We start from the raw sequence: 24,420 nt of genomic DNA on the forward strand, positions 1-24,420 counted from the left end.
CGTATCATTCAGACGAATGCTATGTGACAGGTCGCAAGATCGTGATTCGCCTTGCGACTTTATTGCTGTGAGCACTGCGCCGCACGTCCTGAGCCACCAGCGAACACCCACCACCCGAACCGGAACGATCATGCCGAAGGCCCGCACCCTCTCCCGTTGGCCGATCTCAGTGGAAAAGCTCCTGGACTGGATGACGGCGTCCCCCGACCGGGCCGCGAGGTTTCGCCCCCACATCGAGGACCTTGAGGCTCGCGACCTCTGGGCCACGGTGACGGGCTTGAGCCCCATCAGCGGCACGTCCCTCGGAGGCACGACTGTCGTTATTTCCGGTACGTTCACTGGTACGATGCTTTCAGATTTCGCGGTCACGTTCGAGGGGGTTCCAGCAACGGTCACAAGCTTTAACCCAATGGGGACCTCGGTCACCGTGACCTCCCCGGTAGGTGCAGCCAACTCCGTGGCCGATGTGATTGTGACCGACTCGGGTGGGGCCTCGGCCGACACGGCGGCGGACGACTACACGTACATCACGACGCCCACCGTCACTGCCCTCAGCCCGATTGGTGGCCTGCCCGCGGGTGGGACTTCGGTCACCATTACGGGCACCGGGTTCGCCGGCTTGGCCGGCACAGCCGCGGTCAAGTTCGGCGCAGTCAACGCGGCGTCGTACGTGGTCAACTCGAACACCTCGATCACCGCCGTCGCCCCCGCGGGCGCGGCGGGGACCGTCGATGTAACCGTGACCAATGTCGTTGGGACGTCGGCCAATACCGCCGCGGACGACTACACGTACCTCGCGATCCCGACGATTACGGCCCTCAGCCCGGGCGGTGGCCCGATCGCGGGTGGCAACTCCGTCGTCATCACGGGCACCGGGTTCGCCGCCCTGACGGGGGCTGCGAGCGTCATGTTCGGGGCGGTCAACGCGGCGTCGTACGTGGTCAACTCGAACACCCAGATCACGGCCGTGGCCCCCGCGGGCGCAGCGGGGTCCGTGAACGTGTCGGTGACGAACGCCATCGGAATGTCGGCCAACACCGCTGCCGACAATTACCTTTACGCGGCAGCGCCGACAGTCACCGGCGTGAGTCCGAACACGGGGGCCACGTTCGGCGGTACCACGATCACGATCACGGGCACCAACTTCTACAACGGCGCGACGGTGACGGTCGGGGGTACGCCGGCCACTGGGGTTACGGTGGTTGACGCCACAACGATCACCGCCACGACCCCCTCGGGAGGGGCAGGGGGCGTTGACGTCATCGTCACCACGCCGAGCGGTGTTTCTGCGAATACGGCAGCGGACAACTACACCTACGTCCTTGTCGCGCCGCCAACTGTGACGGCGGTGAGCCCGACGGCAGGGCCAGTGGCGGGCGGGACGGTGCTCACGATCACGGGCACCAACTTCACGGGTGCGACGGGCGTCACCGTCGGCGGGGTGGCGGCGACCGCCGTCACGGTGGTCAACGCCACGACGATTACCGCGACGACGCCCGCGGGAACGGCGGGTATCGCGAACGTCGTCGTCAGTAACCCGGGCGGCCCGTCCGCCAACACCGCCGCGGACGACTTCACCTACGTTGCCGCCCCGACGGTTACGGCGGTGAGCCCCGCGACCGGGCCGGCGGCCGGCGGCACCACGATCACGATCACGGGTACGAACTTCACGGGTGCGACCGGCGTCACGGTCGGCGGGGTGGCCGCGACCGCCGTCACGGTGGTCAACGCCACCACCATCACCGCCACGACCCCAGCGGGGACGGCGGGGATCGTGGACGTCATCGTCACCACCCCGGGCGGCCCGTCCGCGACCTCGGCCGCGTCGAAGTTCACCTACGTCGCTGCCCCGACGGTGACCTCGGTGACCCCGCCCGGCGGGCCGGTAACCGGCGGGACGGCGATCACGATCACGGGGACCGGCTTCACGGGGGCCACGGCGGTCACCATCGGCGGGACCGCCGCGACCAACGTCGTCGTCGTCAACGCCACCACCATCACCGCCACGACGCCGGCCCACGTCGCAGCCGTGTCGCCGGTTATCGTGACCACCCCGGGCGGGAATTCCGCCCCCGCGGTCGGGGCCACGTTCGCCTTCGACAGCACGGCCCCCACAGTCGTAATCAGTGCCCCGTCGGCCCCGTTCACGGTCGGGGCACCCGTCACGTTCACGATCACGTACACGGACGCGAACTTCACCGCCAGCAGCCTCACGGCGGCGAACGTGACCCTGAACAAGACGGGAACCGCGAACGGCACCGTGAGCGTGAGCGCGGGCACTGGGCCCGTTCGAACGGTGACCATCAGCAACATCACGGGCGACGGGACACTAGGGATCTCGATCGCCGCGGGGACGGCGGTCGACGTGGCTGGGAACCTCGCGCCCGCCGCGGGGCCGAGTACCACCTTCGTTGCGGCGGGCTCCAAGCTCGCGTCATTCGCGGTCGGCGGGGCCAACGGGGCGGTTCGGTTGCTGGACGACAGCGGGGTGCTGGTGAACAGCTTCCAACCGATCGCGGGGTACACCGGGCTGGTGTCGGTCGCCCTCGCCGACTTCGACGGGGACGGCACGGCGGACCTGGCGGTCGCCGCGGCCCTGCCGGCCGGCGTCGCCGGGCTGAGCACGAGCGCGGCGGGCAAGGTGTTCGTGTACGACGGGCTCGAACTCGCGAACGGCAAGCTGACGCTCGACCACACGTTCACCCCGTTCCTGAACTCCAACGGCCCCGGCCTGGCCACTGGGGCGTACATCAACGGGCTGAACATCGCCGCCGGGGACGTCAACGGGGACGGCAAGGTCGATCTGATCGCGGGCTCCCGCGGTGGGACCACCACGTCAGGGCGGGCCGAGTACGGCCGGCTCATCGTGGTCGCCCAGGGGGCGGCCGCCAACGGGTCGCAAGACACCTTCATCGGGTCCGGGTCCCAGGGCATCTTCCCGTTCGGCACGACCTATCAGAAGGGCGTGGTGGCGGCGGCCGGCGACCTCGACGGCGCCGTCAACGGGGCGGGCTTCACAACGGCCGAGATCGGGGTGACCCGCGGCGGCCCCGTCAACAGCTCGAACCCGGCGGTCCAGTCGATGAAGCTCAAGGTCGTCCGCCTGAGCGGCGCGACCCTCCAGGAGATCGACCTGACCGGCGGCGGCCTGAACGCCAACGGGACGACGAAGGTGCCGCTGGCCCCGTACGCCGGGCTCGCGGCGGGGACCATCCGGCGCGACGCGCGGGTGGCGTTCGTGGATCAGGACGGGGACGGGAAGGACTCGCTGGTGTTCTCGGCCATCGACCCGTTCACGATCCCGGGCGGCGGAAACACGGTCCGCATTTCGGCGTTCAACGTCCCCGGGAACGGGCCGGCCTCCGTGGTCAGCACCGGGACCGGGCCGAGTGGCAGCTACACGGTCGGCGCGGGTGTGTCGGTGTCGTTCGACACGTCGGACGTGGTGGCGACCGCGCCGGCCGAGAACCTGGCCCTGCTCTCCGCGGTGGGTGCCAACGGCACGGTGCAGTTCCTCAACGCCCTCACCGGTGCCGTCCAGACCGGCGGGTTCTCGCTGGCCGTTCCAATCGGCGGCGTCAGCCTCGGCGGCCTGTAGCAGTGCTTCAAGGAGGGCCGCTGGTCGCCCTCCTGACTTCCCGGCCCCGGGGTAACCTTCTGCCCCGGGGCCGCCACTCACGCTACGAACCGTTCGACCCGACCGGGACGGGGTTAGGTCGAGGCTCCGCACGCAAGCTGGCCCCGGAGCCAGCCCGGGCGGTTGGTCGTAAGGCTCTCGACGCCCGCCCCGAGCATCTGCTGCGCCAGTTCGACGCCGTCCACGGTCCACACGCACAGCCGCAACCCGGCCGCGAGCACCTTCCCCGCGAACGTCGCGTCGAGCACCTCGGGCGATGCCGAGAGGTCCAACCCGTCCGCAGCGACCGACTTCGCGCCGGCGAGCAGTTCCTCGGGTGCCCGCGGCCGCTCTTCGAGGTCGACGACCCAGTACGCGGGCAAGTCCGGCCGCCGCTGCTTCACCGCCGCGACAACGTTCGCCGAGAAGCTGATTACGGGCGTTTGCTGCGGGGGAAGGCCGCTCGCGGTCAGCAAGCGGTCCAACTCGGGCACGACCTCGGGGCCGCACTTCACCTCGATCAGTGCGCGCTTACCGGCGGGAACGGTGGCGAGCGCCTCGGCGAGCGTTGCGATTCGCTCCCCGGCGAACGCCGGCGACTTCCACCGACCCACGTCGAGGAGGCGCAGTTCGGTCAGAGTGTGATCGGCGACGCGGCCCTCAGCGCCGGCCGTGCGGACCAGAGTCGCGTCGTGGAACAGGACAATGTGGCCGTCGCGGGTCTGCCACACGTCGAACTCGACGGCGTCGGCCCCTTGTGCCCAGGCGAGGTGCAAGCTGGCGAGCGTGTTCTCGGGCGCGTCTAACGACGCGCCGCGGTGGCCGATGATCTCGACGCGCGCCGGGGCCGTCATACGCCGGCCGCGGTCAGTTGCGCGGGCATCTCGCCGCTGTAGCTGGCCCACAGGGCATCGACCGGGTGGGCCGCCCACACGTTCTGACCCGCGGCCTTCAGGTGCCGGGTGATCTGCATCAGGCACCCGACGTTCCCGGTGAACATGGCGCGGGCCGCGGTCGAGGCGATGTTCGCGACCTTGCGGTCGCCGAGCCGTGCGGCCATCTCGGGCTGGGTCAGGTTGTAGCTCCCGGCCGCGCCGCAGCACAGCTCGCTCTCGGGCAGCGGGATCAGCTCCAGCCCGGGGATCATCTCCAGGAGTTGCCGCGGTTGCTTGAAGATCTGCTGGGCGTGCCGCAGGTGGCAGGCGTCGTGGTACGTCGCACGCACGCGGAGTTCGTGCTTCGGCTTCACCGGGCCGAGTTCCATCAGGAACTCGCTGACGTCGCGGACCTTGCTCTGGAACCGCGCCGCGGCTTCCGCCTCGGGCGTGTCGTGCATCATGTGCGAGTAGTCCTTGAGCTGGAACCCGCACCCGGCCGCGTTCGAGATGATGGCGTCCACGCCCTTGAACCGCTCGAGGTCCGTGGCCCCGAACGCCTCACAGTTGGCGGCCGCGAACGTCCGGGCCTCGGCCTCTTCGGCGGCGTGGTAGTGCAGCGCCCCGCAGCACGTCTGCGCCCGCGGGATCCACACCTCGCACCCGTTCGCCTGGAGCACCTTCGCCGTGGCGTAGTTCGTTTCGGGGTAGAGGGAGTCGGCGACGCACCCGAGGAACAGCGCGACCCGCGCCCGCGGCTTGCCGATCGGTTCGAGGACCTCCGGCAGGCTCCCGTAGTGCGGCTTCAACGCGGGGAGCATGTTCTTCATGTTCCGCAGCGACCGCGGCAGGAGGCCCGTGAGCCCGGACTTCTCGCTGAGCCAGTCGAGCCCGGTCCACTGCATCAGTCGCGCCGGCGCGAGCGCGATGCGGTTCCGCCAGCGGTAGGGGAAAACGTTGAACAGGAGGAACTTCTGGAGGGCGTTGAGCGACTCGGTCTGGCGGCCGGGCTCCTTCTCGTTCATGAACGCGCGGAACGGCTCGATGAGCTTGCCGTACTGGACGCCCGAGGGGCACGCCGTCTCGCACGCCCGGCAGTTCAGGCACAGGTCGAGGTGCTGCTTGACGTCGGTGTCGAGTTCCAGGGCACCGTCGATGACCTGCCGCATGAGGTAGATGCGGCCGCGGGGCGAGTCGGCCTCGTTGCCGGTCTCGACGTACGTCGGGCAACTCGCGGTGCAGAGCCCGCAGTGGACGCAGTCGAGCACGAGTTCGTAGTCGATGTTCGGCCCGTGCGACCCGCACCCGTGGTTGTGCGGCGGGGCGGCGAGCGCCGTTCCGGTCGCGGCGGGCGCGTCCACGTTCGCGGGGTAGACCGGCAGCGACGTCCGCTGCGCTTCCGAGTCGGCGAGCTTGGGGGTGGTGGCGGCCATATCGTGAGGTCGGGGTTGTGTTGAACGAGGGTTGCCCGTGGTCGTGCGGGGCCGTGTCAGAGATCGCCGAACAGGCGGCCGGGGTTGAACACATTATCCGGGTCGAGCGTCTTCTTGACGTGTCGCATCAGCTCCCAGTCGGGTGTTGGGGTCCCCCACACCGGGGCCGCCTTCTTCGTCAGCGGCGGACTCCGGCGGATGGCCGAGCCGGCCACCGCGGCGTCGCCGTGATACCACAAAACACCGGTGAGTCCGTGGGCGTGAACCAAACCTTCGGGGAGCTTCACAAGCGCCTCGGCGGTCTTGCTCGGCAGCACGGTCGCCTTGCGGATGTGTAAGGAATCGTTCCGGAGTTGCAACTCGGTGATCGCTGCCCACAGCCCGGCAGCGTCGGCGACTTCCGCTACTTGCGCGACCGCGGCGGTCTTCAGTTCCGCGAGGACCGTCTCGCGCTGCCACGCGACGGTCGCGGCCTTCTCCTCGAACCCGACCGCGACGACCCACTCGGCGGCGACCGCGGGCGCGACCCCCGCGGCCCGCCACGCGGCCGCGTTCAGCACCTCGACCGCCACCGGCCGCGACTTCGAGTCGTGCAGCAGGTCCAGTACCGGGCCGAGCGCGGCGGCGTCGCACCCGAACACCACCGCCGCCGACGCCTCGGGCTTCGGCTTCACCTTGAGTGTGACCTGAGTGACGACGCCGAGCGTGCCGAGTGCCCCGATCTGGAGCTTCATCAGGTCGTAGCCCGCGACGTTCTTCACCACGCGGCCGCCGGCCTTCACCTCGGCCCCGTCGTCGGTCACGAACGAGATGCCGATGACGTAGTCGCGGAGCGTGCCGTACCCGTACCGCCGCGGGCCGCTCTGGTTGACCGCCACCGCCCCGCCGACGGTCGCCCGCTCCGGGGCGGGCACGTCGACCGGGAGCCACTGGCCCTCCTTCGCGAGCGCCGCTTGCACCGCCGCCACCGTGCTCCCGGCCTGGACGGTGATCGTCATATCGCGGGCCGGGTAGTCGATCACACGGTTCAGCGCGGTCGTGTCGACGGCGACGCCCGGCTTGATCGGCGGGAGGCCCACGTCGAGCGTCGTGCGGCCCCCGACGGGGTACACGCCGTGCTTCGCGGCGCGGGCCTGCGTCACGAGGGCGCTCAGGTCCGCGACGCTCGCGGGCGTCCGAACGGGGAGCGGCTCGGACTGGTCGATGGAGAGGGTGTCCACGGGTGGTCGGTACTAGCCGGTGAGTAGATCGTGGGTAACGAGTGTGTTGTATGGGAACGCGGCGGGTCGCGCAAGACGCGACTACGGGAAGCGAGGTGCCGTGCCATCGGGTCCCCCGGAGTTCACCCTTGGGGTCGGGCGTGCCACGGGATTCCGGGCTGTTGAGGATGAGCCGTAGCAGAGCGGTGTTGCGGGCACAAAAATGGTTCCGGGCGACTCCCCCACCCCACGTCCGGAACCATTATGAAGTCCGGAACCATCCCATTCGCCCGGAAGAAATAGTGTCAGACTGTCCGGCGAGCAGTGCCCGCGGGCCGCATTGTCCCCGCCCCACAGCTCTTGCGGTGAGATCGACCGGACCGGAGCGTGCGGAGGTCGCACGCCCCCGGAACCCCGTGGCACACCCCTTGGGCTCCGGTGACCGGCACGCGGTCTGGAATCCCGGGGCAGAAATCATACCGTAGCCGGTGAACGCGCACCGGCTCCCACGGCCCAGTGGTCGTGAGTCCCGTGTGACTTCTGCAACGGAGAGACCGATGGCTGGCGTAAAGGTCGGGATCAACGGGTTCGGGCGGATCGGGCGGCTGGTGTTCCGGGCCCTGGTCGAACAGGGGCTCCTCGGCAAAGAACTCGACGTCGTCGCGGTCAACGACCTCGTCCCGGCCGACAACCTCGCGTACCTGGTCAAGTACGACTCGACGCAGGGCAAGTTCAACGGCGAGGTGACTAGCAAGAAGTCGTCGGCGTCGGCGAAGGAGGACGACACGCTCGTCGTGAACGGCCACGAGATCAAGTGCCTGGCCGTCCGCCAGGGGCCGGCCGCGCTGCCGTGGAAGGAGCTGGGCGTCGAGTACGTGATCGAGAGCACGGGCCTGTTCACCGAGTGCAACAAGAACGTTGGCACCGGCGCCGACCAGATCGACCCGAACAAGACCGCCTACGGCCACATCGTCGCGGGCGCGAAGAAGGTCATCATCTCGGCCCCGGCGAAGAACGAAGACATCACCGTTGTGATGGGCGTGAACCACGAGAAGTACGACGGCGGCAAGCACCACCTCATCAGCAACGCGAGTTGCACGACCAACTGCCTCGCCCCGGTCGTCCACGTGCTGCTGAAGGAGGGCTTCGGCATCGACGAAGGCCTGATGACGACCGTCCACAGCTACACCGCGACACAGAAGACCGTTGACGGCCCCAGCGCCAAGGACTGGAAGGGCGGCCGGTCCGCGGCCATCAACATCATCCCCAGCGGCACCGGCGCGGCGAAGGCCGTGGCCCTCGTCTGCCCCGAGGTGAAGGGCAAGATGACCGGCATGGCGTTCCGCGTGCCGACCCCGACCGTCTCGGTCGTGGACCTGACCGTGAAGACGACGAAGGAGACGAGCTACAAGGACATCTGCGCCGCGATGAAGCGGGCGAGCGAGACGTACCTGAAGGGGATCCTCAAGTACACCGCCGACGAGGTGGTCTCGACCGACTTTATCCACGACCCGGCCAGCAGCATCTTCGACGCCGGCAGCGGCATCGAGCTGAACGGCAAGTTCTTCAAGCTCGTCTCGTGGTACGACAACGAGTGGGGCTACAGCAACCGCTGCGTGGACCTGCTCAAGTACATGATCTCGAAGGCGTGATTTTTTCCCGGCCCTCGAACCTCCGGTGTTAGGTTTCGGCCCCCCCGGCCGAACCGTCTGGCGTCACGCGGTCGCACCGGCCGCACGCCAGACCCGGAGTTTCCACCATGCCCGCCCCCGCCCGCCCCCGTCGCGCGTTCACGCTGATCGAGTTGCTCGTCGTGATCGCGATCATCGCGGTCCTGATCGGCCTGCTGCTGCCCGCGGTCCAGAAGGTCCGCGAGGCGGCCGCACGCATCAAGTGCGCCAATCAACTCAAGCAACTCGGGCTCGCGGCCCACGGCTTCGAGAACGCGAACAACCGGCTCCCGGCCTACTACGAGCAGTTCACGGGCTCAAGTTCGACACAAACGGTTCGGCAGCAGGCCTTCGTGATGCTCCTGCCCTACCTGGAGCAGGCCGCCCTGTTCGAATCGTTCGGCAACCCGATTGTCTTGACCACTGGGAACCGCTCCACCGGCACGGGGCGGGCCGGGGTCGTGCCGGTGTTCGGCTGCCCCTCCGACACGACCTACCAGGGCGGCACCGCCCAGGGCGATTGGTCGTCCACCAGTTACGGGTTGAACTTTCAGGTGTTTGGCAACCCGGCCGCGGGGAACGCGTTCCTCGCCAACGGGATCGGCCGCTCGAGCTTCACCTCCGGGTTCGCAGACGGCACATCGGCCACCGTACTCTTCGCCGAGAAGATCGCCCAGTGCTCCCAAAACGGCCTCGGGACCACGACCAACCGTCACAACCTGTGGGCGCACGGCGGCTGGGACGGCACCTACTCCGCGGTGTTCGCGGTCGGCCCCGCCGACGGGGCCTCTCAGTGGGCCCCGATCAGTGTCTCCCCGAACAACGTCGCGGCGACCACCCAGGCGGGCCGGGTCGGGGCGGACGCCATGTTCCAGGTCCGTCCCGCGGCGGCGGACTGCGGAAAGGCGTCCGGGATGCACACCGGCGTGATCCTCGTGGTCCTGGCGGACGGGAGCGTCCGCAGCATCTCCGAATCCGTAAGCGTGTCCGCGGTGTGGTGGCCGATCCTGACGCCGAGCCGCGGCGACATTCCGGGCGACTTTTGACAGTATCGGGCCGCCGACCCGGGTGCGCGGCCTCTGCCGCCTCCTCTTTGTTCCCCCCCATATCGCCGCGCCCCGCCGGGTGGAGTACAACGGACGCAACCGCTCGGCGGTCGCACAGCGTCCGCGACTTACTCGGGGCAACCATGCCGAAGAAGACGATCGACGACCTGGGGAACCTTGCCGGCAAGCGGGTTCTCGTCCGGGTCGATTTCAACGTGCCGCTCGACAAGAAGACCGGTGCGGTGAAGAACGACCGCCGCATCCGCGGGGCACTTCCGACGATCCGCAAGCTCCTCGATGCGGGCGCGAGCGTGATCGCCATGAGCCACCTCGGCCGGCCCGAGAAGGCCACGCCCGACGAGCGCAAGAACCTGACAATGGACCAGGTGGCCGCGGCGTTCGGCACCCTCCTCGGCAGGCCCGTCACGAAGGCCGCCGACGAGGTGGTCGGGCCGGCGGTCACCGCGGCCGTCGCGGCGATGAAGCCGGGCGACGTGGTCCTCCTGGAGAACCTCCGGTTCGACCCGCGGGAGCAGAAGAACGACCCGGCGTTCGCCGCCGCGGTCGCCGCACTCGGCGACGCCTACGTCAACGACGCCTTCGGCACGTGCCACAACGACAAGGACGCGAGCATGGTCGCCGTCCCCGCGGCACTGAAGGCCGCCGGCAAGCCGCGGGCCGTTGGCCTACTCGTCGCCAAGGAACTGGAGGTCATCGACACGCTCCTCACCGCCCCCAAGCGCCCCATGATCGCGATCATGGGCGGGGCCAAGGTGTCGGACAAGATCGCGTTTATCCGCGTCCTGCTCCAGAAGGTCGATACGCTCCTCATTGGCGGGAAGATGACCTACACCTTCCTGAAGGCCGGCGGCGGGGACGTCGGCGGCACCCGGGTGGCCGACGAGGAGTTGGCGGCCGCGACGCCGCTTCTCGCCGAGGTCGGCAAGAAGATCACCCTCCCCGTGGACTCCCTGGCCGCGAAGAGCGACGACCTGACTCAGACGCAGGTGTGCGAGGGAACGATCCCGGCCGGCTTCGAGGGCGTGGACATTGGTCCGAGGACCGTCGCCGCGTACTCGGCCCTCTTGAAGACGGCGGGCACGGTCATCTGGAACGGGCCGGTCGGCTGGTTCGAGCAGCCGGCGTTCTCCGGCGGCACGAAGGGGATCGCCGAGGCGATGGCCGCGAGCCCCGCGACCACGGTCGTCGGCGGCGGCGAGACCGCTCAGGCCGTCGAGCAGTTCGGGTTCGACGAGAAGATCAGCCACGTCTCGACCGGCGGCGGCGCGTTCCTCGCCTACGTCGAGGGCCAGAAGTTCCAGAGCCTGGCCCAGATCGACGACCGGGCGTGACGGGTCTGACCGACGGGCCGCCGGGTTCCGATACCGATCGCACCGGGACGAAGCGTATGTCATTCCTACCGACGACCGAGCACCGGACCCCACCCTCGGGTGACGCAATGACGACAGAACGGGGCCGCCGCGGGGTGCCCGAGGGGCTGTGGATCCGGTGCCCCAACTGCAAGGCCACGGTCTACAAGAAGGAGGTCGAGGCCCGGCACCACGTGTGCCCGGAGTGCGACTACCACTTCACCATGCCCGCGAAGGACCGGATCGCTCAGATCCTCGACGAGGGCACGTTCGAGGAGTGGGACGCGGACCTGCGGCCGTGCGACCCGCTCGGGTTCGTGGACCGCATCCCGTACCACCAGCGGCTCGTCGAGGAGCAGCAGAAGACCGGGATGCTCGACGCGGCCGTGACCGGCAAGGGGTTCATCCGGGGCCGCGGCGTCGTGCTGGGGATCACCGACTTCGCGTTCATGGCCGGGAGCATGGGGTCGGTGGTCGGCGAGAAGCTCACCCGGGCCGCCGAGCGGGCCACGGAACTGAAGCTGCCGCTCATCTTCGTCAGCGGGTCCGGGGGCGGCGCCCGGATGCAAGAGGGCATCCTGTCCCTCATGCAGATGTGGAAGGTCTCGGCCGCCCTGGCCCGGTACGACGCGATCGGCGGGCTCTACGTGTGCATCCTGACGAACCCGACGATGGGCGGCGTCGCCGCGAGCTGGGCCCTCCAGGGCGACCTGACCCTGGCCGAGCCCGGCGCGATGATCGGCTTCGCCGGCCGCCGGACCATCAAGAACACGATCCGCCTCGAACTCCCCGAGGGGTTCCAGACCAGCGAGTTCCTGCTCCAGCACGGGTTCGTGGACCGGATCGTCCACCGCCGCGACCTGCGGACCGAGGTCGCCCGCATCATCGACTACTGCCAGATCAGGTCCTGACCCGCGGGGGCTCACACCCCGCCGCGGTTCGCGGTACAATTCACGGACGCGACGAGCGGCCGGGGCGTCCCGCTCGTTACCCCCTCAATCAACAGTTGGGTGAGCCGTGGGCCTGTTCGACTTCCTCTTCGGCGGCACCAAGTCCCCCAAGTCCGGGGCCAACCCGACCCGGGTCAACGTCGAAAAGCGGTTCGAGTTGAGCGGCCGGACCGGCCAGGGGAGCATGTCCAAGGTGTACCGCGCGTACGACCGGGACCTGGGCCGCAACGTGTGCCTCAAGCTCCTCGACAGGGAGAAGACCAAGAAGTTCGAGGAGCGGTTCAAGGGGCTCAAGAAGCCCAGCGAGGGGGAGATCTCCCTGGCGCTGCGGCACGACAACATCGTCCGCACGTTCGAGTTCGGCACCACGACCAAGGGCGACCCGTACGTGATCCTGGAGTGGGTCGAGGGCAGCGGGCTCAACTACCTCGTGGAGACCAAGAGCGCCCAGCTCAACGGCAACCGCATGAATTACACGGCCCAGATGTGCGACGCGCTCCAATACATGCACGACAACAAGTGGCTGCACCGCGACCTGTGCACCCGCAACGTGATGGTGACCACCGACGGCGTCGTGAAGATCATCGACCTGGGCCTGTGCGTGCCGTACACCCCCGCGTTCACCGTGGGCGGGAACCGCACGGGCACGGCCGACATCCTCGCCCCCGAGATCATCAAGCGGAAGACGACCGACCACCGGGTGGACCTGTTCGCCGCCGGCGTCACGGCCTACGAGGTCTTCACGGGCCAGTTGCCGTGGGAGCGGTCCCCGTCGAGCGAGGAGACGTTCCGCCGACGGCTCAACACGCCGCCCCGCGACCCGCGTGAACTGAAGAAGGGGATCGGCGACGACCTCGCCGCGGTGCTGCTCAAGTCGATCGCCCGCGAGCCCGTCGACCGGTACCCGTCGGCCAACGCCTTCAAGACCGCACTCGCCAAGGTCGAGAACCAGGACTACTGACCCGCTCCGGCGACGAGCGCGGCGGCCGCAAGGGCCGCGGTTTCGACGCGCAGCACCCGCGGCCCCAGGCTCGCCGCCAGCCACCCCGCCGCACCGGCCGCGTCCACTTCCTCGGGTGCGAACCCCCCCTCGGGGCCGACCGCCACAACGCACGCGCCGGGAACCAGCCGACCGGTCGCGCCCGCGGCCGTGTGCAGCACGAACCGCCGCTCGGGCAGGTCCGGGAGCTTCAGGAACGCCGCCCAGGTTCGGGGCGAGTCCACACTCATGATGCGGTTGCGGCCGCACTGCTTGCTCGCCTCGATCGCGGCCCGTGTGAACTTCTCGACCGCGGCCTCTTTCGGCTGGACCACCGATCGCGCGGCGACGAGCGGCACGAACCGGGTGACGCCGAGTTCGGTGAGCTTCTCGATCAGGAAGTCGGCACGGTCGCCCTTCGGAAGTGCGGACGCAACGACGAGGGGGAAGGGGAGTTCGCGGTCGGCCGGTTCGACGCCGAGTACGGTCAGCGAGACCGACTTCTTGCCGGTGCCGAGGACGACCGCGGGGTAGTCGTTGCCGTCGCCGTTGAAGAGGGTGACCCGGTCGCCGGCGACGAACCGCCGGACCGACGCGAGATGGTGCGCCTCGCTCCCGGTGAGGGTGTACTCGCCGGGAGCGAGGAGGTCCGGGGTGTAGAAGCGGTCGGCCATTCAAGCGGTGCTCGGGACCGCGTCCGCGGGGAACTCGTCCTCGGTGCAGTCCACGAAGGCGGCGTACGCCTCCTCGGGCAGGACCGCGGGCACGAGGACCGGGGCGGGGGCCGCGTCACTGACCCAGAACGTGGGGTACGACTCTGCGGCCGCCGGTTCGCGGGGTTCGGAGCGCATGGTGTGGACCCTGGGTGTTGGGGCGACGCGGATGGGCAACAGTTACCCTAACCCGAGCGCCCCCGCCGGGTCAACCACCGTCCCGGGAATGTCGGATCGAGCGGCGGGTTGGGGGAACGGGTGACGCGGCGGTCCGCGCGGCAGCGGCCGGGGCTCCGGTCACAGGTCGCCGACCGATCCGCGGCCGCCGACCTGGTGCCACCCGCCGGCCCGCCATTCGAGGATCACCTCGTCGCGGCCGCGCCAGGCGACGCAGTAGTCGCCGGTGAAACTGCCCACGGACCAGCCCTTGCTGCGGAGCACTTCGAGGTTCGGTGCGCCGCTCGCCGCCAGAGGAGATGTCGGTTGCATGTGATCCTCTCCCGAGTCCCCGAGGGGACGCTGAACTGTGGAACAAACCCGCCCTGGAGAGTGCGCGGCCCGGAATTGTCTCGGGCCGGGTGGCTTTGCCGCCACCCCACACGTATCGGGCTGGGGACGCGGCGAGATGCGGCCTTCTCTCCTGATACTCGGAGCGCGACCGGAACCCGCGCGGAATAATCCGACGCTACCGTGCGACCGGACGGTCCCCCACGGCCGCCGCACCCGTCACGCCCAGGAGCGCCCCGGGGACCACCGGCGCCGGGGCCGGGGCCTGCGAGTTGGGGAAGTACTGCTCGCCGAGCGGGTTCTGCGCCGAGGCCGGCTTCACGTCGTTCAGGAGCGGGACCGACGGCAGCGGCTCGCCGGCCAGTTCCGTTTGCTTGTGGATCGTCCCCCGGGTGAACGGGCCGGCCCCGAACACCCAGGTGTCGTTCACGCGGCTCTCGGCCTCGACGGTCCCGGACTGCCACAGCGCCCGGCCGGTGATGCGGTTGTAGGCGAACACGCCGACCTTCGCGATCCCGCGCTGGTCGTTCTTCTTGAGCAGGGCGATCTCGGGGATGCTCGTCGGCATCCCCGGCAGCACGCTCGGGAGCTGCACCGCGGGGGTGCCCACGAGCGTGGACCGGCGGTCGGTGCCGAGCCCGCCGGTGCGGAGGTCCACGACGTACTCGGCCCGCGGCTTCTCGTCCTGAATGAGCGCGCCCGTCGCGAGGAGTTGCTGCCGAACGAGGCTCACGAGGTAGCCCTTGTCGAGTTCCTTCTCCGAGATGCTGGTCGCGTCCAGGAACACCGTCTTGCCGACGAGCGCCGAGAAGTCGATCTGGGCCACGGCCCGGTCCGCGGCCTGCGACACGAGGAGCATCTCGGTCGCGGACCGTGGGGTGTCGGTCATCCGCGTCGTCCCGCACCCGGCGGCGAGGAACGGGACGAACGCCAGTGCGGCACTGAACTGCCTCGGTCGCAGTCGGGTCATCGCGTGGTCCGTTGAATGGGGGCGTGGCTTATATCTGGTCAGCGGCCCGCAGCAAGCCGAAGTTCGCCGCCGCGGGGGCGCGTCGCTAGGCTACCTGCACCACTCAACAGCTCTCCAACTACGGGGCGTCTCATGTCGAAAGTCGTTCGCGTCGCGGTGACCGGGGCGGCCGGTCGCGTCAGCAGCAGCCTCATCGTCCGGCTCGCGTCGGGCGAGGTGTTCGGCCCGAACACCCAGGTGGTTCTGCAACTCCTCGAACTCCCCGCGTCGGTCGCGCCGGCCGCGATGAAGAACCTCGAAGGGGCGATGTACGAGTTGCAGGACTGCGGGTTCTCGACGCTCAAGGACGTCATCATCACCGACGACGCGAACAAGGCGTTCGACGGGGCGAACTGGGCGGTCCTGGTCGGCGCGGCCCCGCGGGGGCCGGGCGAGCAGCGGAGCGACCTGATCCGCAAGAACGGCCCCGGGTTCGTGAGCCAGGGCAAGGCCATCGCCGCGAAGGCCGCCAGCGACGTCCGCGTCCTGGTCGTCGGCAATCCGTGCAACACGAACTGTCTCATCGCCCAGCGGAACGGCCGCGAGGTGCCGGCCGAGCGGTGGCACGCCATGACCCGGCTCGACCACAACCGGGCCGTCTCGGCCATCGCGCTGAAGGCCGGCGTGCCCAACGCCGCGGTCACCTGCATGACCATCTGGGGCAACCACTCGAACACGCAGTTCCCGGACTTCACCAACGCGAAGATCAACGGGAAGCCGGTCACCGACGTGATCACCGACCGCACGTGGCTGGAGAGCACGTTCGTGCCGGCCAACCAGGACCGCGGCAAGTTCATCATCGACACAACGAAGGTGTCGTCGTCGTTCTCGGCCGCGAACGGGGCCATCGACCACGTCAAGAGCCTCGTGACGGGCACCCCGGCGGGCGACTGGACGAGCGCCGCGGTCGTGTCGAAGGGCGAGTACGGCGTGCCGGCCGGGCTGGTGTTCGGCTACCCCTGCACGACGAGCGGCGACGGCAACTGGAAGGTCGTCGAGGGGCTCAAGCTCGACGCCTTCGGCCAGTCCAAGTTCAAGGCCACGCTCGACGAACTGCTGAAGGAGCAGGAGGTCGTGAAGGATCTGCTCCCGAGCTGATCTCAACTTCGGATTCCCGGAGAGAGCCCCGGCACCACATGGATGTGGCACCCACCGTGTGCCACACACCTCTGCCCGCGCGTCCCGAGCCCGCGTCTCCGACCGGCGGGCCGTTGAGGTGGGGCGTGAAGCTCTGTGCGGCGAGTTGGGGGAGGGGTCTCCGCAATCGACGCCGACTCCTCGCACAGACGGTCAACTCCTCGCGAACGAGACCAACTCCTCGCGAACGGGGGGGAGAGCCTCGCAAGCGAGGCCCACTCTCCGCACGAATCGTTCTTTTCAGGCGATAGTTCGGACCTCAACTCCTCCGTCGCAGACCCCACCGACGTGGGAGTTCGACGCTCCGTGCGGGTCATCCGCCCCGAGTCAGGGCCGGTGGACGAAAGCCGGCCCTCCCAAGGGTTCTGTCCGGTCGTCCGTTGGGTGCTGTGCTCCTGTCGCCGGCCTCTGTGATGCCGGTGCTTGGGGAAGGCTCCGAGGCCCGGCCTCACAGAGGCCGGCGACAGAACGCCCACGAGTCGATCGAACTTGGCACGAGAGCACTCGGGCGTTCGAGCCGCCACGGAAACCCGCGACCCGAACGCTCAGAACCCGCCGCTTCTCCCGCCCGCGGGAACCGACACACTTCGCCGTAATTTCGCGAGTTCGCCAGCCCCGGTAGTCGATGCAGGATGTGGAATCCCTGCGACACGAACCGGAGTCGGCGATGACCGCTGCGCGCCCGCGTCCCCCGCTGTTCCGGGCCCTCGGTGCCAACGACCCGCCCGCCGAAGTCGCAGTCGACGGCGGCGTGTTCACCAGGACCGAGATCTACAAGCACGACTCGTGGGCCGCGACCGCGTTGTACTCGGGTCCGGTCGGGCAGATCGTGTGCAAGTTCAACCGCACGCAGCCGATCCTCGGCGTCTCGACGCAGTGGCTCGGCCGCCGGCTCGCGGCGCGCGAGCACCGGGCGCTCACCCGCCTCGCGGACCTCGACGCGATCCCCAAGCCGCTCGGGCCGGTGTACGCCGGCGGGAAGTTGCACCGCAACGCGGTCGCCCGGAAGTACATCCCGGGGCACCCGCTCGCCAGCGACGAGGTCGTCGGCCCGCACTTCTTCCCGGTGCTCCGCGCGACGCTGCGCGCGATGCACGACCGCGGGATCGCATACGTCGACCTCCACAAGCGGGAGAACGTGATCGTCGGCCGCGACGGCCGCCCGTACCTCGTGGACTTCCAGATCTGCTTCGACGCGACCCACCCCCGCGTCCGCTGGATTCCCGGCGTCGATCGCGTGTTCGACGCGCTGTGCGCCGGCGACCGCTACCACCTCGACAAGCACGCCTTCCGCACGGCCGGGTGCGCCGGGGACGCGGCCAAGCCGGAAATCCCCGCGTGGCTCCAGATGCACCGACTCGTCGCGGTGCCGTTCCGGCAGCTCCGCCGGCGCATGCTCGTGTCGAAGGGGATCCGCCTCGGCCGCGGGTCGGTGGCGACCGAGGTGTTCGCCGAGGACGCGGTGCGGCGCGAATCCCGGTCCCGGGCGGCGTGACTTGCCGGCCGCTCGTGCGTAAAACGGCTCCTGGGAACCGATGCGTCCCGGAGACCACCATGCCCAACGCGAAGAACGTCCTCGGCGGCCCGCTGCAAACCTGCTCCACGAACCCGCTCACCGGGTTCTACCGGAACGGGTGCTGCGACACCGGGCCCGACGACGAGGGGCTTCACACCATCTGCTGCCAGGTCACGGCCGAGTTCCTCGCCCACCAGCGGGAGATCGGCAACGACCTGTCGACCCCGTTCCCCATGTACGGGTTCCCCGGGCTCAGGCCCGGGGACCGGTGGTGCGTGTGCATCACCCGGTGGAAGGAGTCGCTCGAGGCCGGCACGGCGTGCCCCGTCGTGCTCGAGGCCACGCACATCCACGCCCTCGAATTCGTGGACCTCGAAGACCTCCAGCGGCACGCCGTGGCCCTCAAGCCCGGTGCGTGACCGTTCCCGTTTGGCGCCCTGCGTTCCCGGCACCAAAATCGCTACGTTCCGACCACGCGGGCACCGGCGCGACCGTCCGGCCCGCACCTGTCTGGAGTCACCACATGGACCTGAGCGGCGCACCCGAGAGCGGCAACGTCGAGGACCGGCGGGGGATGCGGGCGACGGGCGGCGCGATCGCGGGCGGCGGCGGGCTGCTGATCGTCATCATCGGCCTGATCTTCGGCGTAGACCTTAACAAGCTCGGCGTCACCGGCGGCGGTGGCACGCAGGACGGCCCCCCGCCCAGCGACAACTACAAGCCGTTCGTGTCCAAGGTGCTCGGCACCATCGAGACCGTGTGGCGTGACGAGTTCGGCAAGCCGTCGAACGGGTACGGCAACCAGCGGTACCAGAACGCCAAGCTCGTGCTGTTCTCCTCGGGCGTCAACACCGGCGGGTGCGGGTTCGCCCCGTCCGACGTCGGCCCGTTCTACTGCCCGGCCGACAAAACCATTTACCTCGACCCCTCGTTCTTCAACGAACTGGTCCAGAAGCTCGGCGGCTCGAAGGGCGAGTTCTCGCAGGCGTACGTCATCGCGCACGAGAACGGGCACCACGTCCAGAACCTGCTCGGGTACTCGGCCCGCGTCGATTCGAAGCGGAAGACGCGGCAGGAGAACGAGTACTCGATCCGCCTGGAGTTGCAGGCCGACTACCTCGCCGGCGTGTGGGCGTACCACGGGCAGAAGCAGTTCAACTTCATCCGCCCCGGCGACGTGGACGACGCGCTCAAGACGGCCCGCGCGATCGGCGACGACCGCATCATGCAGAAGATGGGGCGCAAGGCGTGGCCCGAGAGCTTCAACCACGGCACCGCCGACCAGCGCCTCGCGTCGTTCTCGGCCGGGATGCGCACCGGGAACGCGTCCAAGGCCAAGCTCGACGAGTTCTTCACCGTCGCGTTCGACGCGCACTCCGCCGAACTCGACTCGGCCCTCTTCCGGTGACCCTCATGTTAACCCACGCGAAGCCCACGGACGAGGAGTTCCTCGCCTTCTACCGCGGCGAGGCCCACAACCTCCGCGGCCACAGCTTCCAGGCGGTCCTCGACTGGTCCGACGATACCTGGGAGCAGGTCCACGACTTCATCCAGTGGGTGTTCCCCAACGACAAACCGAGCGCGTACAACCCGGGCGCGCCGGTCCTCACCCCCGCGATCACTTCCCTCTGGCCCACCGACCCGCTGCTGAGCGCGAACCTGGAAGCGGCGTTCGCGCGGTGGCTCCGGTTCGCCGGCGTCGAGCGCGACCCGTCGGGGGCGTTCTGCTTCGCCGAGTCGCCGAACCTGGGCGTCTGGGCGCACCCGAACCACAACTGGCTGCGGATCACCCGTGTACTGACGTGCCTGCGACTCCTCGGCCGGCGCGACGACGCCACGCACCTGCTGGAGTTCCTGGAGGGCGTTGCCGCTCGCCGGTTCGGCATCGGCGACGACACGCTCCGCCACTGGCGCGCCGCGGCGAAGGCGTGACGCCGGGTTGCGGCTGACGCCGCGTGCCGGAAGGCCGAGAGCCCACCCGAGGTCGGGTGGGCTCTTTCGCGTTGAAGGGGCCAGGGATCGGTCGTTCCAACATCGTTCCGCCGCGGGTGACCGGGCCTACTTTTCCAACTCCTTGACGAGGGCGGACACCTTGTCCCCCGTTGGCGTGCCGCTGTGCTTCTTCGTGAACGTCCGGAGCTGTTGGAGCACCTGTGCCTTTTGTGCGGCCGTCGCGGCGGCGACAGCGGTCCCGATCGGGGCGTACGCCCGGCGCGCGTTCAACTCGGCCACCACCGCCTTGTTGACGGCGAGCTTCTGCTTCGCTTCCTGCGCGCCTTTGAAGTTCGCCTCGGTGGGGAAGTGCGTGGTGACCTTGGTGTAGAGGTCGTAGGCCGCCACCGGGTCGGTCTCGACGGCCTTCTCGGCCTCGGTTTTCCAGGCGTCGGCCTCGGCCTTGAGTGCGTCGTAAAGCTTGTTGGCGGACTCGGCCACCGGCTTGACCGGGCTGCGGCGGAGGGGCGCGAGCAGCTTCATCCCCGCGTCCCACTGGTTCCACTCGAATGCGTCGAGAGCCGCTTTGAGCTTGGGGTCGTAGTCCTTAGGGTCGTACTTCCAGGCGGCCTTTTCCAGCGCTTTCTCGATTGTGGCCTTGTCCATCGTGTTGCCCACGATGGCCCCGTCCGGGCCGATCACGCGGAACTGCCAGATGTTCTCCAGCGAGATCTTCTGACCGTAGCGCGCCTCCATGAGGCCCAGGCTGTCGGCGAAGATCGGCATCTTCAGCCCGGTCTCGCGGCCGTACCCGGTCACCGCGTCCAGCGTGTCGCCGGCCCCGACCGCGATGAACTTGACGGGCTTCCCCTCGAACGCCTTCACCACCTCGTTCCGCTCGGGAACGGCCCCCTTGCACCGTGGGCACTGGCTCTCGTAGAAGTACAGCACCACGACCTTGCCGCGGTAGTCGCTCAGTTGGTAGCTCTTGCCGTCGGCGAAGCGCCCGAGTGGGAAGTCGGGGGCGGTGTCCTGGGCGCCGGCGCACAGCGAGAGGAGGAGCGTGGCGCTGAACGACACGAGGTACCGCAGCGGAAAGGGCGTCACAGTTCACCTCTTTGACGTTGGGGCCCGTCGGGCCGGGGGCGGGGACATTCTACTCGGGCGAGGACCACCGGGCGAAATGTGGCGGGCCGCTGCCCCCGCAACGCGAGCCGGCCCACCCGTTGTAGCGGGTGGGCCGGCTCGGTTCGATCAAGTTAGCCCATTCAGCTGACGAGGGCCGGGATCCAGAGCTTGCCGGTCTTCTCGTTCGGCTTGTCGCCGGCGACGTAGTACGGGCGGCCGAGGTTGTCGCGGACGCTGGCGTTGGTCTCGGGGGTCGGGTCGATGCCGAGGCCCTTGTAGAGGGTGCCGAACAGTTCGAGCACGCTGGTCTCGTTCTCGGAGACGCTGGTGCCGTCCTTGTCGGTGGCCCCGTAGGCGACGCCGCCCTTGATGTTGCCGCCGCCGAGCACGACCGACCAGCACCGGCTCCAGTGGTCGCGGCCGGCGTTCTGGTTGATGCGGGGGGTGCGCCCGAAGTCGCCCATCCACACGATGACGGTGTCCTTCAGCTTGCCGCGCTGTTCCAGGTCCTTGACCAGGGTGCCCATGGCCTTGTCGAGCACCGGGAGCCGCTGGGTGGCGAGGGTCTGGTGGGTGTTGGCGTGGAGGTCCCACCCGCCGAGGGTGATCTGGACGGCGGCGGTGCCGGCCTCGACCAGCTTACGGGCGAGGAGGGCCGACCGGCCGAACTGGTCGTTGCCGTACTCTTCCTTCAGCTTCGGGTCGATCGGCTTGCCGTCGATCTCCTTGTCGAGGCTGAACACGTCCTTGCGGGTGGAGACGACGAGGTTCAGGGCCTTCTCGTAGACTTCCTTGTGGGCCTGGGCGGCGTCCAGGACCATCGGCTTGCCGGTCTTGCTGTCGATCGGCATGCCGGTGCTGAAGCTGCCCTCGACGCGGTTGAACAGGGCGGCGCGGCGGGCCATGCGGCCCTCGTCGATCCCGGCGGGGGCGGCGATGTTTTCCGGCGGGGTGCCCGGGTTCTGGACGTTGAACGGGGCGTACTTCATGCCGAGGAAGCCGGCGCCGCCGCGGGGGCCGCCCACGGAGATCGAGGCCGGCAGGTCGGCGTTCTTCATCGCCTCGATGTCCATGGCCTGGTAGTAGGCCAGGACCGAGCCGATCGACGGGAAGTCGAGCAGCGGGTTCGGGGCGCGGCCGGTGTTCATCATCCGGGTGCCGCGGTCGTGGTCACCTTCCCGCGAGTTCAGCGAGCGGATGATCGACAGGTTCTTGAACTGCTTGGCGACCAGCGGCAGGTGCTCGCTGATCTCGACGCCGCTGGCGGCGGTCGGCTTCGGCTTGTGCGGGCCGCCGTTCTGGCTCTCGGGCTTCAGGTCCCACAGGTCGATCGTCGGGGGGCCGCCGGCCATCCACAGGATGATCAGGCTCTTTTGCTTCTTCTTCATCTCCGGGGCCGCGGCGCGGACCTTCGCGAGGAAGTTCAGGCCGGGGAGGGTGACCGCGGTGCTGGCCGCGGCGTGCTGCAGAAAGTGCCGACGATCGGTGGTCCCGAACATGTGATGCGCTCCGAGGTTTCGCCGGCGTGCGGTCAGGCACGGCGGCAGGCGGGAAAGAACCAGTTCGACGGTTTCGGCGTTCTTCAAGCTCCGTCAACCGACAACCGACTTCGTGATTCGCGACTGAAATCCGTGTTCGCTGAGCTGGAGGCTTGCGTTTCAAGCCGGGCCGGTGCAGTTGGTTGTGGCTTGCTTCGGCGAGTTCGCTTGGCCCTCGACACTTCTTCTGACGCACACCGTAACCGGGAGTTCCCGATCCCGCACGAAAAAAGTCCAGAAACCGCGCCGGGTTGCGCCGCCGACGGGAATCCAACCCGAACTGGTACGCACCGTTCCGCTCCAATTCCGAACCGCGTGGCACTCGACCGTACTCTCCCGGGGCCAGCGCGATCCTCGGCCGAGCGAGTCGCGACCGACGGCTCTGACGCCGGACGCCTCTCGATTAGGAGCACTTGTCACGCCCCGAGGCGGTTGTTATCCTTCCAGTGTCGAGTTGATCGCCTACCCCGTAGTGTAACGGTAGCACAACAGATTCTGATTCTGTTTGTCTAGGTTCGAATCCTAGCGGGGTAACTGCCGGAAGCCTCACAAGTGCAAGGACTTGTGAGGCTTCTTCGTTTGCCGCACGGGCCACACTCACGCCCCACACCCGGCTACCCCGCCGCTCCCCCGTGGTCGAGCGAAACGAAGGAGCGAACGGGTCACGCGGGTCTTGGCAGCCGACGGGTGCTGCACCGGGACCGGATCGGTGAATCCACCTCAAGTCGGCCGCCCGCACGCATCGATGTTGCCCTGCACCCGGAGAGTGCGAGGCCCATGAACGCAACGCAACCAGACCTGATCGTCCGCAAGGCCCGGGGCATGGGCCGGGGCGTGTTCGCCGGGCGCGCGTTCCGCAAGGGCGAAGTCATCGAGGTGTGCCCGGTCATCCGCATGCCTTCGGCCCCCGTCGGGAGCCTCGGGGTACTGGATCACTACGTCTTCAAGTGGGGACCGGGCGGCGAGGCCCTGGCCGTCGCACTGGGGTACGGGTCGCTGTACAACCACTCCCCGACGCCCAACGCGCGCTTCTCCCCGCGGACCGCGAGGGACGACATCGTCTTTCGGGCCAGTCGCGACATCGCAGCAGGCGAGCAGATCGTCATCGACTACGAGTGGACCGAGGAGGACTACGCCGCGTTCCGCGCTCCTGTGGAGTAGCCCGTCGCGCGCCTTCAGTGTTCGGCTGATTCGACGTGCCGCGATTCGCAAGTGCTGACCAGTTCTGGGTCATCGGCTTCGGCACACGAAGTGCATAACTTTCTGACGCCAGCGGACGTCGCCCCAAGAGGAGACACGCATGCGTCAGTTCATCTTCACGGCGGCTGCCGCCGCCGCACTCGCGGTTGCCGCCCCGTCGGTCGCCAGTGCACAGGTCATTGTGGGCGGGGGTTACCCGGCGTACTATGGCGGGTACTCGCAGTACGGCTACGGCACGGGTCTGTCGATCGGCAACGGCGGTCTGCTTCAACTCGGCTTGAATTCCGTCTTGGGCGGGAACAACTACGGCTACTCGCCCGGCTACTACGGCGGGTACAACAACTACGGTTACGGCGGGTACAGCAACTACGGCTACCGCTCGTACAGCAACTACGGGAATCGCGGTTACGGCTACGGAAACCGCGGCTACGGCAACCGCTACTCGGGCGGCCGTCGCTTCCGCTAATCCCCGTGCGACGACAAGCGACCGCCGGATTAACTCCGGCGGTCTCTTCGCGCGCTTCGATCTGCTCGCGCCGTCCGGCCGTTCGCAACGGGTTCGGTGCGGGGCTTTCCACGCCCGCGTTGCAAGTTTTGGGTGT

21 protein-coding genes, 1 tRNA gene and 1 pseudogene are annotated in these 24,420 nt (G+C 68.7%); 14 read left to right on the forward strand and 9 right to left on the reverse strand.

Annotated elements, in window-relative coordinates; all coding sequences use genetic code 11:
- Positions 1 to 190: 190 nt before the first annotated feature.
- Positions 191 to 3,598: a beta strand repeat-containing protein gene (locus tag ACTIGN_RS10885; protein WP_439623756.1), complete on the forward strand. Its 3,408-nt coding sequence runs from the start codon at positions 191 to 193 to the stop codon at positions 3,596 to 3,598.
- Positions 3,599 to 3,711: 113 nt separating this feature from the next.
- Here ACTIGN_RS10885 and ACTIGN_RS10890 read toward each other — a convergent pair whose 3' ends face one another.
- The 3 genes from ACTIGN_RS10890 to ACTIGN_RS10900 are packed head-to-tail and all read right to left on the reverse strand — an operon-like array spanning position 3,712 to position 7,144.
- Entirely contained in the window at positions 3,712 to 4,470 is a 759-nt protein-coding gene (locus ACTIGN_RS10890; RefSeq protein ID WP_439623689.1) for a glycerophosphodiester phosphodiesterase, read from the reverse strand.
- Positions 4,467 to 5,924 (reverse strand): (Fe-S)-binding protein, encoded by a 1,458-nt coding sequence (locus ACTIGN_RS10895; RefSeq protein ID WP_439623691.1) that lies wholly within the window; start codon positions 5,922 to 5,924, stop codon positions 4,467 to 4,469. Before ACTIGN_RS10895 ends, ACTIGN_RS10890 begins: the two co-directional genes overlap by 4 nt.
- Positions 5,925 to 5,980: 56 nt before the next feature.
- The gene (locus tag ACTIGN_RS10900) at positions 5,981 to 7,144 is read right to left on the reverse strand and encodes an FAD-binding oxidoreductase (protein WP_439623693.1); all 1,164 of its coding nucleotides are present in this window, start codon (positions 7,142 to 7,144) and stop codon (positions 5,981 to 5,983) included.
- A gap of 536 nt (positions 7,145 to 7,680) precedes the next feature.
- Here ACTIGN_RS10900 and gap point away from each other — a divergent pair.
- The 5 genes from gap (at position 7,681) to ACTIGN_RS10925 (ending at position 13,120) form a co-directional block, all read left to right on the forward strand.
- On the forward strand, positions 7,681 to 8,775 hold the full coding sequence (gene gap / locus ACTIGN_RS10905) for a type I glyceraldehyde-3-phosphate dehydrogenase (protein ID WP_439623695.1): 1,095 nt from the start codon (positions 7,681 to 7,683) through the stop codon (positions 8,773 to 8,775).
- Positions 8,776 to 8,882: 107 nt separating this feature from the next.
- Positions 8,883 to 9,839: a DUF1559 family PulG-like putative transporter gene (locus ACTIGN_RS10910; protein WP_439623697.1), complete on the forward strand. Its 957-nt coding sequence runs from the start codon at positions 8,883 to 8,885 to the stop codon at positions 9,837 to 9,839.
- A 143-nt stretch (positions 9,840 to 9,982) separates the two neighbouring features.
- The gene (locus ACTIGN_RS10915) at positions 9,983 to 11,191 is read left to right on the forward strand and encodes a phosphoglycerate kinase (protein WP_439623699.1); all 1,209 of its coding nucleotides are present in this window, start codon (positions 9,983 to 9,985) and stop codon (positions 11,189 to 11,191) included.
- A 107-nt stretch (positions 11,192 to 11,298) separates the two neighbouring features.
- A complete protein-coding gene (accD, locus tag ACTIGN_RS10920; protein ID WP_439623701.1) occupies positions 11,299 to 12,120 on the forward strand; it encodes an acetyl-CoA carboxylase, carboxyltransferase subunit beta in 822 nt (273 codons plus the stop codon).
- Between the two features lie 106 nt (positions 12,121 to 12,226).
- Positions 12,227 to 13,120 carry a serine/threonine protein kinase gene (locus ACTIGN_RS10925; protein ID WP_439623703.1) on the forward strand — a complete coding sequence of 298 codons (894 nt, stop codon included), beginning with the start codon at positions 12,227 to 12,229 and terminating at the stop codon, positions 13,118 to 13,120.
- Here the strand turns inward: ACTIGN_RS10925 and ACTIGN_RS10930 are convergent.
- The 4 genes from ACTIGN_RS10930 to ACTIGN_RS10945 all read right to left on the reverse strand — a co-directional run bounded on the left by ACTIGN_RS10930 (position 13,114) and on the right by ACTIGN_RS10945 (position 15,328).
- Positions 13,114 to 13,812, reverse strand: a complete 699-nt coding sequence (locus ACTIGN_RS10930; protein ID WP_439623705.1) for an RsmE family RNA methyltransferase — start codon at positions 13,810 to 13,812, stop codon at positions 13,114 to 13,116. The two genes, ACTIGN_RS10925 and ACTIGN_RS10930, sit on opposite strands and share 7 nt — an antisense overlap.
- Positions 13,813 to 13,989, reverse strand: coding sequence for a hypothetical protein (locus ACTIGN_RS10935; RefSeq protein ID WP_439623707.1), 177 nt, complete (start codon positions 13,987 to 13,989; stop codon positions 13,813 to 13,815). It lies immediately after the preceding gene.
- Positions 13,990 to 14,148: 159 nt separating this feature from the next.
- A complete protein-coding gene (locus ACTIGN_RS10940; protein ID WP_439623709.1) occupies positions 14,149 to 14,340 on the reverse strand; it encodes a hypothetical protein in 192 nt (63 codons plus the stop codon).
- Between the two features lie 196 nt (positions 14,341 to 14,536).
- Positions 14,537 to 15,328, reverse strand: coding sequence for a DUF6655 family protein (locus ACTIGN_RS10945; RefSeq protein ID WP_439623711.1), 792 nt, complete (start codon positions 15,326 to 15,328; stop codon positions 14,537 to 14,539).
- A 132-nt stretch (positions 15,329 to 15,460) separates the two neighbouring features.
- On the opposite strand from ACTIGN_RS10945, the gene ACTIGN_RS10950 reads away from it, so the two are divergent.
- The 5 genes and pseudogenes from ACTIGN_RS10950 to ACTIGN_RS10970 all read left to right on the forward strand — a co-directional run bounded on the left by ACTIGN_RS10950 (position 15,461) and on the right by ACTIGN_RS10970 (position 19,952).
- On the forward strand, positions 15,461 to 16,465 hold the full coding sequence (locus tag ACTIGN_RS10950; RefSeq protein WP_439623713.1) for a malate dehydrogenase: 1,005 nt from the start codon (positions 15,461 to 15,463) through the stop codon (positions 16,463 to 16,465).
- Between the two features lie 706 nt (positions 16,466 to 17,171).
- A complete protein-coding gene (locus tag ACTIGN_RS10955; protein ID WP_439623715.1) occupies positions 17,172 to 17,999 on the forward strand; it encodes a hypothetical protein in 828 nt (275 codons plus the stop codon).
- A 59-nt stretch (positions 18,000 to 18,058) separates the two neighbouring features.
- On the forward strand, positions 18,059 to 18,439 hold the full coding sequence (locus ACTIGN_RS10960) for a DUF2237 family protein (protein ID WP_439623717.1): 381 nt from the start codon (positions 18,059 to 18,061) through the stop codon (positions 18,437 to 18,439).
- 104 nt (positions 18,440 to 18,543) lie between these two features.
- Positions 18,544 to 19,347: pseudogene (ypfJ, locus tag ACTIGN_RS10965) on the forward strand (KPN_02809 family neutral zinc metallopeptidase); the annotation flags it as partial.
- Positions 19,348 to 19,433: 86 nt separating this feature from the next.
- Positions 19,434 to 19,952 carry an opioid growth factor receptor-related protein gene (locus tag ACTIGN_RS10970; protein ID WP_439623719.1) on the forward strand — a complete coding sequence of 173 codons (519 nt, stop codon included), beginning with the start codon at positions 19,434 to 19,436 and terminating at the stop codon, positions 19,950 to 19,952.
- Between the two features lie 126 nt (positions 19,953 to 20,078).
- Here ACTIGN_RS10970 and ACTIGN_RS10975 read toward each other — a convergent pair whose 3' ends face one another.
- Together ACTIGN_RS10975 and ACTIGN_RS10980 are read right to left on the reverse strand one after the other, a co-directional pair.
- Entirely contained in the window at positions 20,079 to 21,059 is a 981-nt protein-coding gene (locus tag ACTIGN_RS10975; protein WP_439623721.1) for a peroxiredoxin family protein, read from the reverse strand.
- Between the two features lie 161 nt (positions 21,060 to 21,220).
- Positions 21,221 to 22,579 carry a DUF1501 domain-containing protein gene (locus ACTIGN_RS10980; protein WP_439623723.1) on the reverse strand — a complete coding sequence of 453 codons (1,359 nt, stop codon included), beginning with the start codon at positions 22,577 to 22,579 and terminating at the stop codon, positions 21,221 to 21,223.
- A 502-nt stretch (positions 22,580 to 23,081) separates the two neighbouring features.
- Here ACTIGN_RS10980 and ACTIGN_RS10985 point away from each other — a divergent pair.
- The 3 genes from ACTIGN_RS10985 (at position 23,082) to ACTIGN_RS10995 (ending at position 24,284) form a co-directional block, all read left to right on the forward strand.
- Positions 23,082 to 23,152: transfer RNA gene (locus ACTIGN_RS10985), tRNA-Gln, on the forward strand.
- 243 nt (positions 23,153 to 23,395) lie between these two features.
- A complete protein-coding gene (locus ACTIGN_RS10990; protein ID WP_439623725.1) occupies positions 23,396 to 23,779 on the forward strand; it encodes an SET domain-containing protein in 384 nt (127 codons plus the stop codon).
- A 139-nt stretch (positions 23,780 to 23,918) separates the two neighbouring features.
- A complete protein-coding gene (locus tag ACTIGN_RS10995; RefSeq protein WP_439623760.1) occupies positions 23,919 to 24,284 on the forward strand; it encodes a hypothetical protein in 366 nt (121 codons plus the stop codon).
- Positions 24,285 to 24,420: the final 136 nt, after the last annotated feature.

This window comes from Gemmata sp. (assembly GCF_051859125.1).
Lineage (GTDB): Bacteria > Planctomycetota > Planctomycetia > Gemmatales > Gemmataceae > Gemmata.

Coding starts and splice junctions, on each gene's coding strand:
- ACTIGN_RS10935 (WP_439623707.1), bottom strand. CDS start 13,989: ATGCGCTCCGAACCCCGCGAACCGGCGGCCGCAGAGTCGTACCCCACG.
- gap (WP_439623695.1), top strand. CDS start 7,681: ATGGCTGGCGTAAAGGTCGGGATCAACGGGTTCGGGCGGATCGGGCGG.
- ACTIGN_RS10915 (WP_439623699.1), top strand. CDS start 9,983: ATGCCGAAGAAGACGATCGACGACCTGGGGAACCTTGCCGGCAAGCGG.
- ACTIGN_RS10970 (WP_439623719.1), top strand. CDS start 19,434: ATGTTAACCCACGCGAAGCCCACGGACGAGGAGTTCCTCGCCTTCTAC.
- ACTIGN_RS10950 (WP_439623713.1), top strand. CDS start 15,461: ATGTCGAAAGTCGTTCGCGTCGCGGTGACCGGGGCGGCCGGTCGCGTC.
- ACTIGN_RS10910 (WP_439623697.1), top strand. CDS start 8,883: ATGCCCGCCCCCGCCCGCCCCCGTCGCGCGTTCACGCTGATCGAGTTG.
- ACTIGN_RS10890 (WP_439623689.1), bottom strand. CDS start 4,470: ATGACGGCCCCGGCGCGCGTCGAGATCATCGGCCACCGCGGCGCGTCG.
- ACTIGN_RS10995 (WP_439623760.1), top strand. CDS start 23,919: ATGCGTCAGTTCATCTTCACGGCGGCTGCCGCCGCCGCACTCGCGGTT.
- accD (WP_439623701.1), top strand. CDS start 11,299: ATGACGACAGAACGGGGCCGCCGCGGGGTGCCCGAGGGGCTGTGGATC.
- ACTIGN_RS10945 (WP_439623711.1), bottom strand. CDS start 15,328: ATGACCCGACTGCGACCGAGGCAGTTCAGTGCCGCACTGGCGTTCGTC.
- ACTIGN_RS10960 (WP_439623717.1), top strand. CDS start 18,059: ATGCCCAACGCGAAGAACGTCCTCGGCGGCCCGCTGCAAACCTGCTCC.
- ACTIGN_RS10885 (WP_439623756.1), top strand. CDS start 191: ATGACGGCGTCCCCCGACCGGGCCGCGAGGTTTCGCCCCCACATCGAG.
- ACTIGN_RS10895 (WP_439623691.1), bottom strand. CDS start 5,924: ATGGCCGCCACCACCCCCAAGCTCGCCGACTCGGAAGCGCAGCGGACG.
- ACTIGN_RS10990 (WP_439623725.1), top strand. CDS start 23,396: ATGAACGCAACGCAACCAGACCTGATCGTCCGCAAGGCCCGGGGCATG.
- ACTIGN_RS10980 (WP_439623723.1), bottom strand. CDS start 22,579: ATGTTCGGGACCACCGATCGTCGGCACTTTCTGCAGCACGCCGCGGCC.
- ACTIGN_RS10930 (WP_439623705.1), bottom strand. CDS start 13,812: ATGGCCGACCGCTTCTACACCCCGGACCTCCTCGCTCCCGGCGAGTAC.
- ACTIGN_RS10955 (WP_439623715.1), top strand. CDS start 17,172: ATGACCGCTGCGCGCCCGCGTCCCCCGCTGTTCCGGGCCCTCGGTGCC.
- ACTIGN_RS10940 (WP_439623709.1), bottom strand. CDS start 14,340: ATGCAACCGACATCTCCTCTGGCGGCGAGCGGCGCACCGAACCTCGAA.